Below are 12,663 nucleotides of genomic sequence, written 5' to 3'. Positions count from 1 at the left end.
AAAGATGCGCCAAAAGGCGCAGTTTTAGCTATTAAAGAAATTATGTAAGTATTCAGCCACGCGCTGCTCTACCTGCTCAGCTGTGTATTGGCACGGTTTTAAACGTGTCGCCCAGGCACGACCTGGATGCAAACAGTCCCATTGCGGCATCATGCCATTATACCTGCCACTGCCGGGATCATGATTTCCGAAGCCGTCAAGCACACGGTTCCATACCGGCTGAAATCTCTCAATTAGCAAAGACTCCGTAAGTGGAATCCAGATATCGTCCACAACGAGAAAACGGCAGTAAAAGTCGTTGATATCCAGATTTGTGGCGGCGGTTATTGATTCCCCATGCTCCGCAAGCCTTTTTTGAAGAGCTTGTCCATGGTCAACCTCCAGACCTAACCCACCTTTACGCGCTCCGGCCGGAACCGCCTTACCAACATAAATAGGGCAGCGGAACTGATTATCCCGATTGACTGCGGCAAGTTCCTTATAACCTGAAAAAGGGCCGGTATAATACAAAGCATATACACCCGCCCCTATAAAAGGTTCGGGTGGTATGGGATGAACGTCTGTCGCGAGTAATGCTTCTGCGGCGCTTTCGCCGAGATGTTTTTTATCCAGTGGATTAAACGGCTTTATAACCGGAATGTCGTTGTTTTTCATATTCATTCAACCTTTCAAGTTGGTGATAAACCGAGCTGCCAATAATATTAGCCAGCTGTACGGGTACAGCGTTTCCGATTTGCCGCATACTCTCTGTCCACGAGCCGTGGAAGACATATTCGTCAGGGAAGGTCTGCAGCCTTGCGCTTTCTCTCACTGTATAATATCTGAGCGAACCGTCATCCAACACGATCATATTCTCGCCCCCTGGAACACCGTGATCTCCGGCTTTCAGGGTCTTCGACGGTTCGTCCATGACACTTCCGGAGTGCCCTGGATACGGCTTGGCTCCAGCTCTGAATTCGTGATTTTCAAATTTGCTGTTTCTTTGGCTCTTTCGGGGGTCAGACAATCCGAGAAAAGCATCGCGCACGGTTTGCCACCGGCCAAGAAGCTCTCCGCGTTCCGTTGCCTTCCGAATCCTGAGCCGCTCCGTTTCTGATATCGTCGGGCGTTTCGCCTTTGCTATTTTGTGTTCTTCCCAATACTCTCCGCTGATCCATTTGGAGTATCGCAGAGCGTCCTGCGAATGCGTGGCGTCCGGGAATGACCAGTTGGCGTTCAGGTCGTTTCGGAATCCGACGATAATCACACGGTGCCTGGACTGCGGGACGCCATAATCGGCGGCATTAACCAGCCGGAAGACTACGTTATATGAAAGTCCGTGGTCACCAACGGATGTATGGTATTCTTCCAGTGCTTTCAGGTGTTCGAGCCAAGTCATTCCATCCTTGATTGTCACTTCGGGATGTGACAGCTGCAGGATGATATAGTTAAAGTATGTACTGAAGGACTTTCTCAGCAACCCCTTCACATTTTCAAAAATAAACGCTTGTGGCTTCAGCTCCCTTACAGCTCTAACGGCTTCGGGGAACATATCCCTTTTATCGTTATATGCCTGATGCTTACCGCCTAAAGAAAATGGCTGGCAGGGAGGCCCTCCGGCCACTAATTTAATGCCTTCACCAAAATCGTCGTAATGTACCAATTTCACGTCGGTCTGGATGACATTCCAGTTCTGGACAAGGGGAAAGCCCCGTTCAATGTTAGCCTTGATATTGTCGCACGAGTCCTTATCCCATTCGAGTAAAGCCCGATGGTCAAACCCTGACTTTTGTAATCCTAACGCGAGACCTCCGGTCCCACTGAACAATTCAATTGAGCTGTACAATACGAGCACCTTCACTTTCTGAGTATCTGTATATTAACGGCTGACCGTATTAATCCTCTTCAATTTCCATGATATCTGAAATATCGCATTTTAGGGCAGTGCAAACCTTCAGGAGCACGTCGGTGGTGACGTTTTCGTTCTTCCCCAGCTTAGCCATCGAAGCCGGGCTTATACCGGATAACTCCCGCAGATCCTTCTTTTTCATATTTCTATCAATAAGGAGCTTCCACAGCTTTTTGTAGCTGAGCGCCATGCTTTCACCCCGTAAAATTCATTTGTTCTAGTATATCACTCGGAGGGATATTTTTCAATCTAAAAATTCGCGGATGTGAATTAAAAGTTCACGAGTTCAGGCGTTTTTGGCTTGCGTGTTTTGTAATCAATACGAACAGAAAAGGCAGAACCATTTGGACAATTTTGCTTCTTATATGATTTATCGGGGCATAAATGACAAAAGCGGTTATCATTTCTTAAATGTAATACGCAGCTTTCCATCCTGTTTAACCTTGATGCGTTCTATCAAAACCCGCGATAGCCTATCGTCATATTGATTAGCAGGGAGGAAGTAGTCTTTTATCGCTTTTGCTTTGGCATTTCTGTTTATCGCGGCGGCAATCATTTTGTGGAGAGTGCCCTCATCAAGTGTCGGAGAATTGGTACAAAACCGGTTCCCATTCATGAGTCTGTTTTTGCAGCGCCATACGACTTTGGATTTACCTCTCCTCGCGCGTGTCACCCTGCGATAGGGATATCCGCATTCGCCGCATATCATGATGTTTGATATCGCGTACAGGGCGCTGTATTTTTGTTTCAGCGCGCTTTCCCCACATGACATATTGATTCGCCTGAGCTTTTCATCCTGAACGCTTTGGAATAAATCCGCGGGAATAATGGCTTCATGATTGTTCTTAACGTAGTATTGAGGTACGATGCCTTTGTTGACTACCCTCTTTTTTGTCAGAAAATTGATGGTATAGGTTTTCTGGAGCAGGGCATCTCCCATATATTTTTCATTACTCAGCATTTTGATGAGGGTACTGTCCCGCCACTTGGAATTCCCCGTAACTGTTTTTATGCCTGAGTTTTCCAGAGCCTGACATATTTGAATATAGCTTCGCCCTTCCATATACAGCTGAAAAATCATTCTGACGATTTCGGCTTCTTCCGGCACAATAATCAACTGCCCGTTTTCGTCCATGGTATAGCCCATAAACTTTTTATAGTTTACATGAAAGACGCCTTTCTCAAACTGTCGGACGATACCCCATCGGGTGTTCTCACTTATATTCCGGCTTTCTTCCTGCGCCTGGCCGCTTAAAACCGTGATCAGCAATTCACCTGTACTTTCCAGTGTGTTGATACCTTCCTTTTCGAATATGACTCCGATATTCATCTCTTTGAGCTTTCGGATGAACAGTAAAGAATCCACCGTGTTCCGGGCAAAGCGGCTGACAGATTTGGTGATCACCAAATCAATTTTCCCGGCCGCGCAGTCATCAATTAAGGCGTTGAAATCATCGCGCTTTTTGGTATTGGTGGCACTTCTCCCATTATCGGAATATATGCCGGCCAGAACCCAGTCGGGATTATTCGCTATCTTGTCCATGTAACAAGCGACCTGCGCGTCATAGCTGTTTTCCTGCCGCTCGTAAACCGTGCTAACACGGCAATAAGCGGCTACCCGCAAACAGACCGTTTTTGCTTGAATACTTTGATCATGCCGCTCTTGTGTTGGAATAATGGTCAGTTTCTTTTTCAAAATAATCTATTCTCAACTCCCTCAGTCTTGAAAAACAGGAACAACCTCTTGCGGCCACTCCTGCCAATGCCGCTTAATCAAAGTATGAAACCCTCTGCTTCATTACAATGCCGGATTTAAACTGGATTTCTATCTCGTCATCCCTGATGGCCTTGACGCTCTGCAGGAGCCTTCGAACAAGGTCATGGTCAAAGTCCCTGACATCGCAGGTGGTTTTCTTCAGGCAGGCGTCCATATCGTTGAGCCGTTGCTGATAATTCTCAGCCATTTTCAGCTCCCGAACCTGATCCAGCTTCTTTTGCTTCATGTCGTTTATCCGCTCGGAGATCCCTTTATACCGTTCGTCAAAATCCTCCGTTACAACGCCTTGCTTGGCGTTTTCCTCTATCAGAGCCAGCATCTCGGTTTGGAGCTTTTCTATCTGCATGTCATATTCGGTAGATAAATTCTTGGTAGAGTAACTGCCGATGACCCTGATGACATTTTCCCGGAAGGCGCCGACAAACTCACCGCGATTTTCCACGACACTGTTGATAGCGGCCATTATGGCTTCATACAGCATGACCTCTTTGTAGGTGGGGGAGTGCTTGCAGTTCTTGGTCCCGTTCTTCAGGCGGTTCTCACACCGCCACACGGCGTTTTTCTGGCCATATTTCGACCAGACCTGCCTGCGGTAGGGCTGTCCGCATTCCCTGCAGACCATAATGTCGGACAGGGCGAATTTGGAGCTGTACCTGCTTTTTTCTTTTTCATCCCGCTTTGCTTTTCGAGACATCGCCTGTTTACAGAGGCTTGCCCGCCTCGCCTTTTCCTCCTGCACCTGATAATATAATTCCTTTGGGATGATGGCCTCGTGGTCGTCCTCTATGTAATACTGCGGGACAATACCTTTGTTTTTCACACGTTTTTTGGTGAGGAAATCGATGGTATAGGTCTTTTGCTGAAGGACGTCGCCCATATATTTTTCGTTAAGTAGCATTTTATCTATGACAGTGGAGCACCATTTACTTTTGCCGGTAACGGTAAGGACACCTTCTGATTCTAATATCTTGGCTATCTGTATTGAACTGCTGCCTTCAAGATAAAGCCGGAAAATCCGTCTGACCAACTCGGCTTCTTCCGGCACGATGACCAGCTCACCGTTCTTATCTTTGGTGTAGCCTAAAAACTTGTTGTGGTTGACTGAGACGACGCCGTTCTCAAACCGCCTTACCAGACCCCACCGGGTATTCTCACTGAGGTTACGGCTTTCCTCCTGTGCCTGGCTGCTTAAGATGGTTATTAAAAGCTCGCCGGTACCCTCCAGCGTATTCACGCCCTCTTTCTCGAAGAACACGGCGATGTTCTTTTCCTTGAGCTTGCGGATGTTCTGAAGACTATCCACTGTGTTCCTAGCAAAGCGGCTGACAGACTTGGTGATGACCATGTCGATTTTCCCAGCCATGCAGTCCTCGATCATGGCATTGAAGTCCTCGCGCTTTTTGGTGTTGGTGGCACTTTTACCGTCATCGGCGTAGATCCCGGCGAGCTTCCAGTTGGGATTGCTCTTTATTTTTTCCGTATAATAGGAAACTTGGGCTTCATAGCTGGTTTCCTGCTGCTCCAGCGTGGTGCTGACTCGGCAGTATGCCGCTACCCGCAGGGCTTTAAACTGAGGCTTTATACTCCTGTCGTATTCCGGCTTGGAGGGTATCATGGATATGCTTTTCTTTTTGGCTGTCGCTGCCTGCATTGTGCTTTTCTCCTTCCTTGGCTTAGTATCCGGTTTCCATGGCCAGGCCGTTTATAAATTCAAACACCAGCTGATGGTCGGCGTGGACCGTGATTTGCTTTACCACGGTATCAAACAGTTCCTCATCAAACTCCACAAGAAGCTGTTTGCCTGAAAACATTTGCTTCATCTTCTCGGTGTTGTATTCGGCATCATTGATTCGCGCTGTTTTATATAGGGCTTTTGCCCTGTTAAAAATAAGAGCCGGAAGCTCTTTGGACGAATACCGTCCTTCCGCTTCCAGCTCTTTGATTTGTTGATCCAGGTTATTAAACTCTCTATTATTTGCAATTGGCTCTTTCCATGGTGCCCGGTCGAGCACTTGAGGTCTTGCCAGAAGCCGGTTTATCACATCAAGGAAGGCTTCCTTTATCTGCTCATCTGATAGAAATCCACACCGGCAGTGTACACGGTTCTTGTAAATATATTTCTTACATTTCCAGAGGGACTTCTCGGATGCCTTGCCGCTATGCTCAACGTATTTGCGGTAAACCTCGCCGCATTCTCCGCAGCGGAGCCTTCCCGTGAATGGGTATTGCCGGTTCACACTGTTAGGCTGGAGGCTTCGCCCCAGCTGGTCACAGCGTTCTTGCCGGCGCTGTTGCACCCGCCCGAACAGCTCGGCTTCAATCATTTGCGGATAGAACTCATCCCCAAGATATTTGACATTTTCCAGTATCTTGCCGATGGAGCCATGGTTCCAGGAGGCTTTGTTGTTGGCGTTGGGGAAGCCCAGTTCAGTGAGTTGCTTCGCGAGGGCGGAGGTGGAGGCACCGGACAGATAGTCTGAAAATATCCTTTTCACAACAGCCGCCTTGTGTTCGTCAAGCTGTATTTTGCCGTCCACCAGCCTATATCCTATGGGCATATGCCTTTGCACCATCCTCTGCCGCCTCCTTCCTGATTGACTCGGACAATTCCAGCCGGTTGATGAGCCAGAAGGTGATTTGTCCGTTTTTCTGTACGATGACTTTGTCAATAGCCTGTAAAAATAAATCCTCACGGTATTCTTCAATAACGTGAGGATTGTTTCTGATTAGCTCTATTAGCTGTTCTGTTCCGTCTATCTCTCGGTCGAAGCCGTTATTATCCAGCAGCTGGCTCCGTTTCTTTTTAGCTGCGGCAAGCTCTATAGTCAGAGCGTTTTGACGCTCTATAAAAACCGCGTGGTCGATATACCCCTTCGATACCAGTCTGCTGAGTATATGACCCTGCTCTGTCAGTTCCATGATCCGGTTACCGCATTCTCCGATTTCCTGCTCCTGCTGTTCGTCTATCCGGAGCTTTTTAAGCACCTCCAGAAGGGGAGTGAGGATTTCGGTATAATTGCTTACGAGCTTGTTCCAAATTGTGGTGAAAGCCCATTGAACATCATCCTCCCGGACTGCCTTTTGACCGCATTTTGTGCTATCGAATATGTGCTGGCGGCAGCACCATTGGATTTTTTCATATGGCTTGCCGATGTAGATTTTCTGCCTCCGGAACAGGCTGCCGCATTCTCCGCAGAGGATTTTACTGCTGAAGGCATACCGGCTTTGGTATTTCTCCAAATCATCCACCCCCATCTGCTTTCTGCGGTATTCAAAAATTTCTTTGACTTCCTCCGCCTGATCCTGCGAGATAATGGCTGCATGGTTATCCTCAATCAGGTACTGAGGAAGCTGGCCTTTGTTTCTCTGCCGCCTAAAGGGTAGCACCTCTGTGGTCATGGTTTTCTGATGAAGCAGCTTGCCGGTATAAATGGGATTTAGGAGCATTTCCTTTATCACGCCGTCATTCCATTTCTCAGCCGAGCGTATCGTGGGGAGTCCTTCCTCCGATAAATCCTTAGCGATGGCATATGTACCCTTGCCATTTAAGTATTCGTGGAAGATACGGCGGACCACCGCGGCTGCTTCCTCCTGTATGACCAGCTCGCCGTTTTCATCCTTGGTATAGCCGTATGCGGGAGTTCCGAGGATGAAGGTACCGTCCTGAAAGCGTTTTATCGCCGCCCACTTGTTGTTGGTGGAAACGCTTTCCGCTTCTCCCTGTGCCAGAGAGCTTAAGATGGTCAGCATTTGTTCGCTTTTCTCCGAAAGGCTGTTGATATTTTCCTTTTCAAAAAAGACAGCAACGCCAAGCTCCTTCAGTCTCCGGATTGCCTGGATGCTGTCCACTGTGTTTCTTGCGAAGCGGGTCACGGATTTCGTGATAATCATATCGACCTTGCCATCTTCGCAGTCCTTCATCATCCTTAAAAAGTCATCTCTTTTTTGCAGCTTCGTCCCGCTTCGGGCTTCGTCAGCATAGATACCAGCAAACTGCCAGTCCTCATGATTTTCAATAAAGCTTTTATAATATTCCAACTGTACAGAGAAAGAATTGTGCTGCTCACGGGAGTCGGTACTTACCCGGCAGTAGGCGCAAACCCGTTTCTGGGGCTGTAACTGCTTTGTGATCTGTTGCTTAACAGGATCGATTTTTACTATTTTCTTTGCCATGTTTTTCTCTCCTTTCTCTCGTATTTGATCTCCTGTTAGCAACACACAATACCACACAAGTATTGATATATCCAGGTGTTTTTACGCATATACCTTAGAAAGTTCAGGCGTGAAGGTCTGTCGGTTCAATTCGTCGATTTTTTTGTATTCAGCAGGGGAGATTAGGCCATTGCGAAGCATGATATCCAGTAGTTTTAAGGCTACCTTGTATTTCACCTCGTTGGCCGCCTGATTTTTTGACATATAGCTCGCCCTCCTTTACTGCAGGGAAAGGTGAGGGCTTTGCTCCAGCTTGATTATGCCCTCCAGCGGTGAATAAAGCTCGATGCCCAGCTGTTCCAAGCCTCGGATAAATTCCAATGTCTTGGCGGTATCCCGCCCCAGACGATCAAGCTTCTTAACCAGCAGCACATCCATCTTGCCTTCTCCGGCTGCCTTCAAGACCTCCGTTAGACCAGTGCGGTCAAAATCCTGTCCGTTTCCGAGATCCTCAGATTCACCGACGACCTCAAAGCTCATCTGCTCCGCGTAATCCATAAGCTCCTTTTTCTGACCCTTCAAGGCGCCATGGGTATCCTCCGGCGCATCGATCCGACAGTAAAGCCAGGCGCGTTGCTGATTTTCCTGGCTCCAGAAGGCTTGAGCTTCCTCCACACTCACAATCGGTATTTCAGCCGGCTCCTTATCACCCATCTGCATGGGTACCAGCACCTTTGTGATTTCCTGCAGGAGTTTCTGATCTGGGCAACGGTTAATAAATTCACCGTAGGTGTCCAACACCAGTCTGTCCAGCGTATCTGTCAGAATCATCTTGTCCGCATGCTCCTTTTTTAGCATGATAAAGCTCGCAATGCCAGACGGGGACTTCTCAAAATAGAATTCCTGATGCTCTCCGTCAGATCCGTACACATATCCGATAATGAGATCCTTCTTTAGCAGTTCTGCTAATGCTTCCTTTTGCATATCGATTTCCTCCTTAATATTTTGAATTTAATCTCAGAAGGATACGGCAGGGCGGAAAAATCCGCTCTGCCGCATAGTTTCCAAGATCAAAAAACGATTTGCTTGTTCTTCATAACAAATTGCCGCTTCTATTCGACACTACTTCCCGAAGCGGAAAAGCCTTACGGCTCTCAGGGCGGCAGCACAAACGGCTTGTGGTTAATAAGCCTCATAGGGATTTCACCTCTCCCAGGATCTCTGCGAGCCGCCCCCATTGCGTGCGTCTGTGGCTGGACGGAAGTAGCATTATCACTGTCCATTTCATTGCGAAACAGTCCACCACAGACTGTTTTATAACCGGGACTTGTCGCTCGTCACCTTCGATGCCATCGTTTTGCGGATGCCTGTCACTCATCCGAGGCAGTCTTGGCGCTCCCGTCAACGTCGCTGCCGCTTTTTAGACGGCTGGACAGCTCATGTATTTAAGCTGCCGGATATGAATTTTTCAAAGAACAGCAGGGATAAAAAAATCCCCTCACTTCTTTAGGGAAAAAAGTGAGGGGCTGCACGGAAAAATTTTTACTTTTACATCATATTTTTGAGCTTATTAAGTATTTTTCTCTTGCGGTCATGTATCGTCATAGGCGGAATACCGATTTCCTTGGACAGCTGGCGTTCGCTTTTACCTCGAAGATACAGTTCTATGATCAGCCTTTTCTCAGGTTCGTTAAGCATTTTAAGGCATTGGCGAAGCTTAACGAGTAACATACCGGTTATAATCGTATCCTCCATGGAATCCTCTGCCGCAGAAATTATGTACTCCACAGAGATGCCTTTCTCATAACAGCCTTCAAGTGAGATATTGTTATCCTCCGCGAGCTTGTCCAGATATTTCTCTCTGTCCCGGCAGCGGTAATAGGCCTTATAGACCTCCTCGTATAATAGAGTCAGAACAACCGAATACGACATGTTCTAAAATAGTAGAATGTTGTGGTCCGGATGTTCAGGGAACCGGTTCCCATATCAAGGGTACCTGGGTTTGATGAAGTCAATAACAATACCACAACAATGCAGTAAAGGTACCTATTAATCACGTGAATTACTGCATGTGGGTTACTTATTGGAAGTAGTTGCGCCAAGGTACCCAATCAATGATAGGATGGTGATGTCTATACGAACCGAAAATTTTATTGACAGAAAAATATCCACAGGCAAATCATTTTCAAAGAGACAGCCCACACTGAAAAATTAGTAAGATGAATTCATCAGTCCTCCTCGCATGTGGTGATATCCACAATGCTTTTTAAGTCTGTTTCTCTTTCCCCGTCAGGGTTTGATTCTGACACTTAGAATGTTTGCTTAGCAATTCTGATTTACGTGAGGCTGTTTAAACCCGGGGGAGTGGTGTTGTCAACTTTCTTTAAAGAGTGCTATAATTTACAATGGTTTAGATAGTACTTTTTAGGTGCCTGTCTGTCAATGTTTGATGAAATAAGCAATTTAAATAATCATTTAGTTAGAATGATCCCGGTAAGATGGTAAATTCTCAATACCCCGAGCAGCATAGACTGCTTAATAAAGTATGTTTCTTTTCCTTCTACGTTTTAGTTCTAACACCTAGCCTGTTCAGCATGATAGTTGACCTGGATGGCAGCAGATCCAGGTAGTCTCCCGCTCCATGTCAGTTCTGATTACGAGGATGTTCTCGCGTAGAAAACGGAAAAGTTAATCCACTTACCAGAGGTGTTTTTATGACAATATCCTTGCATGTTGGCATTGATATTGGTAAGAATAAGAATGTGGCTTGCTTTATGAAATTAGACGGAACGATTTTGTTGAAAAAGTTAGTTTTCGATAACTCCATTTCAGGTGCCGAGAGTTTGGCATCTAAAACTAAAGAGTTATCGATTAAAGATAGCTTTGATCATGTTGTTTTTGGAATGGAAGCTACTTCTTTATACCACTTTCACTTGATGAATTATTTACTAATCACCGAAGAATTAAAGCCATACAGGCCTACAGTTTACCAACTCAATGCCAGAAGTATCAAGAACTTCAAGAAGTCTTATCCTCCAAAGGGCAAGAACGATGCATATGACGCTTATATCATAGCTGAAAAACTAAGACACGGCAGATTACCTAAACCTTACGAGGTTGATGAGATGTATCTTCCGCTACAGCGACTGACCCGTTACAGGTTTCACCTGGTGGGTTCACTTGTGCGAGAAAAAAGTTATTTTTTAACTATGTTGTTTATGAAATTTAGTAATTATGGTGATGTATTCAGTGATATCTTTGGAGCCACCAGCATGTCTATTATTACCGATTTTTTTGGCCCGGAAGAAATTATTAATACACCACTTGAAGACTTGGTTCAATTGCTTGTGGATAAAGGAAATAAGCAATTTTCTAACCCTGAAACATTGGCTACTGAGCTAAAACGAATTTGCCGTGAATCCTACCGGATGAGTCCGAAGCTCACGGATTCGGTTAATCTGATTCTTGAAACCAGTATGAATAATATCCGCTTTTTTGAGCAAACCATCCGCAAATTGGACAGTGTGATTGCCAGGGATATGGCCAAGCTCTCGAATCCATTGATGTCAATCAAGGGAATTGGGCCAGTGTTTTCCGCCGGCATTATCTCTGAAATTGGGGATATTAACAAGTTCGAAGATCAGTCCCAGTTAGCTAAATTTTCAGGTATCACCTGGAATAGCAATCAATCCGGCGAATTTGACGGTGAAGATAAACCCCTGAATAGGGCTGGAAACCGGTATCTCAGGTATTATCTGATAGAAGCTGCGGACAGTTTGAGGAGACATAATGACGAGTACCGAGCTTACTATCAAAAAAAATTTCAAGAATCAAAAAAACATGCCCATAAACGAGCTCAGGTTCTTACAGCTAGGAAGTTTGTAAGGCTGGTTTTTTCCTTACTTTCAAAGAACCAGCTTTACAGGTCGGACAGGGGATAGCTGTTTAAATAACTGCGGTAACGGTGCTGATTAATATTCCTGCGGTTGTCTGCTGCCAACTGGCTAGGAATATTAATTATCATAGTTATCCACAGGTAAAAGAGTGGTGATGCACTGAAATATTATTTGTGCACCAATATATGTTTTTCCCTGAGCTTTATTGGTGCAAACAATAACCATATTTTAAGATTATGCCTTAATATCAGGGAATAATTTTATAGCCGCAACAGGAATTTTTGGGTGTTTCTGTGGTGGTTAATTTTTTATACCCAAAAACAAGGAAAAATATGTTTTTAAATTCCCTCTTGACATATTACCCTAGCACTTGGTGACAGAAACGCGCATGCCCCTAACCAACAGGGTGTATTTCTTGTTATTGTCAGCCATATGGCTTGTCCTCCATTTCATGATTTTTTGAAATCGGAAATGAAGAACAAGCGGGGGAGAACGACAGCCGACGCAATTCTCCTTTATGCGACAAAAAAAGCTCGCTTGGATGCAACCCAATTGAGCTTTTACTAATTTATGGAATTTATATATCCTATTTCCAAGTCCTGACAGTTCTACTTGCTGGCCGCACTTTACCCTTAAACAGAATAGGATTTTTTTAACCGTTTACCACTAAATGCGTTATATAAAATGATGTCAGCTTTATTACGCCCGGCTGCTATTCAAAAGCAGCCTCTGAATTTTTGTTGCGTCCTGAATAAGCATTAAAATACCCTCCAAACTTGCGAGTCTGGAGGGAAAGAATATTTTAGCATGAAGAATGCCCCGCCAAACTCAAGTTTTTTTTGTTGGGCGGGTTTTGCCTCATACTTCTATGTAAACTTTTTTAATAGGGAATTATTGCATTGATACGCTCCAATAATTCCTATTTATGCGTTCCTTTATATCGTTTCACC

At 45.6% G+C, this 12,663-nt stretch carries 11 protein-coding genes; 1 reads left to right on the top strand and 10 read right to left on the bottom strand.

All coding sequences use genetic code 11. The features are described 5' to 3' along the window. Positions 1-24 precede the first annotated feature (24 nt). The 10 genes from DTOX_RS07460 to DTOX_RS07415 form a co-directional block, all read right to left on the bottom strand. The gene (locus DTOX_RS07460) at positions 25-654 is read right to left on the bottom strand and encodes an Eco29kI family restriction endonuclease (protein WP_015757106.1); all 630 of its coding nucleotides are present in this window, start codon (positions 652-654) and stop codon (positions 25-27) included. After that, complete coding sequence (locus DTOX_RS07455; protein ID WP_174260377.1) at positions 617-1,834, bottom strand: DNA cytosine methyltransferase; 1,218 nt, start codon at positions 1,832-1,834, stop codon at positions 617-619. Before DTOX_RS07455 ends, DTOX_RS07460 begins: the two co-directional genes overlap by 38 nt. 40 nt (positions 1,835-1,874) lie before the next feature. Then, positions 1,875-2,078, bottom strand: a complete 204-nt coding sequence (locus DTOX_RS07450) for a helix-turn-helix domain-containing protein (RefSeq protein WP_015757104.1) — start codon at positions 2,076-2,078, stop codon at positions 1,875-1,877. 210 nt (positions 2,079-2,288) lie between these two features. Beyond that, positions 2,289-3,584, bottom strand: coding sequence for a recombinase family protein (locus DTOX_RS07445; RefSeq protein ID WP_015757103.1), 1,296 nt, complete (start codon positions 3,582-3,584; stop codon positions 2,289-2,291). 73 nt (positions 3,585-3,657) lie between these two features. Further along, entirely contained in the window at positions 3,658-5,316 is a 1,659-nt protein-coding gene (locus DTOX_RS07440) for a recombinase family protein (protein WP_015757102.1), read from the bottom strand. A gap of 22 nt (positions 5,317-5,338) precedes the next feature. Further along, a complete protein-coding gene (locus tag DTOX_RS07435) occupies positions 5,339-6,238 on the bottom strand; it encodes a recombinase family protein (RefSeq protein WP_015757101.1) in 900 nt (299 codons plus the stop codon). Continuing rightward, positions 6,207-7,838: a recombinase family protein gene (locus DTOX_RS07430; protein WP_015757100.1), complete on the bottom strand. Its 1,632-nt coding sequence runs from the start codon at positions 7,836-7,838 to the stop codon at positions 6,207-6,209. Before DTOX_RS07430 ends, DTOX_RS07435 begins: the two co-directional genes overlap by 32 nt. Before the next feature lie 81 nt (positions 7,839-7,919). Then, the gene (locus DTOX_RS23630; RefSeq protein WP_015757099.1) at positions 7,920-8,081 is read right to left on the bottom strand and encodes an SHOCT domain-containing protein; all 162 of its coding nucleotides are present in this window, start codon (positions 8,079-8,081) and stop codon (positions 7,920-7,922) included. A 15-nt stretch (positions 8,082-8,096) separates the two neighbouring features. Continuing rightward, positions 8,097-8,801: a recombinase family protein gene (locus tag DTOX_RS07425; protein WP_015757098.1), complete on the bottom strand. Its 705-nt coding sequence runs from the start codon at positions 8,799-8,801 to the stop codon at positions 8,097-8,099. Between the two features lie 564 nt (positions 8,802-9,365). Then, on the bottom strand, positions 9,366-9,749 hold the full coding sequence (locus tag DTOX_RS07415; RefSeq protein WP_015757097.1) for a sigma-70 family RNA polymerase sigma factor: 384 nt from the start codon (positions 9,747-9,749) through the stop codon (positions 9,366-9,368). A gap of 782 nt (positions 9,750-10,531) precedes the next feature. Here DTOX_RS07415 and DTOX_RS07410 point away from each other — a divergent pair. Further along, a complete protein-coding gene (locus DTOX_RS07410) occupies positions 10,532-11,758 on the top strand; it encodes an IS110 family RNA-guided transposase (protein WP_015756467.1) in 1,227 nt (408 codons plus the stop codon). Positions 11,759-12,663: the final 905 nt, after the last annotated feature.

The organism is Desulfofarcimen acetoxidans DSM 771, assembly GCF_000024205.1.
GTDB lineage: Bacteria > Bacillota > Desulfotomaculia > Desulfotomaculales > Desulfofarciminaceae > Desulfofarcimen > Desulfofarcimen acetoxidans.
Note: the sequence above shows the minus strand (reverse complement) of the source record. Positions and strands in the feature narration are given on the sequence as shown.

What these genes read in the sequence shown, in the direction of transcription:
- DTOX_RS07430 (WP_015757100.1), bottom strand. Translation starts at nt 7,838, where the DNA reads ATGGCAAAGAAAATAGTAAAAATCGATCCTGTTAAGCAACAGATCACA.
- DTOX_RS23630 (WP_015757099.1), bottom strand. Translation starts at nt 8,081, where the DNA reads ATGTCAAAAAATCAGGCGGCCAACGAGGTGAAATACAAGGTAGCCTTA.
- DTOX_RS07425 (WP_015757098.1), bottom strand. Translation starts at nt 8,801, where the DNA reads ATGCAAAAGGAAGCATTAGCAGAACTGCTAAAGAAGGATCTCATTATC.
- DTOX_RS07435 (WP_015757101.1), bottom strand. Translation starts at nt 6,238, where the DNA reads ATGGTGCAAAGGCATATGCCCATAGGATATAGGCTGGTGGACGGCAAA.
- DTOX_RS07415 (WP_015757097.1), bottom strand. Translation starts at nt 9,749, where the DNA reads ATGTCGTATTCGGTTGTTCTGACTCTATTATACGAGGAGGTCTATAAG.
- DTOX_RS07410 (WP_015756467.1), top strand. Translation starts at nt 10,532, where the DNA reads ATGACAATATCCTTGCATGTTGGCATTGATATTGGTAAGAATAAGAAT.
- DTOX_RS07460 (WP_015757106.1), bottom strand. Translation starts at nt 654, where the DNA reads ATGAAAAACAACGACATTCCGGTTATAAAGCCGTTTAATCCACTGGAT.
- DTOX_RS07450 (WP_015757104.1), bottom strand. Translation starts at nt 2,078, where the DNA reads ATGGCGCTCAGCTACAAAAAGCTGTGGAAGCTCCTTATTGATAGAAAT.
- DTOX_RS07440 (WP_015757102.1), bottom strand. Translation starts at nt 5,316, where the DNA reads ATGCAGGCAGCGACAGCCAAAAAGAAAAGCATATCCATGATACCCTCC.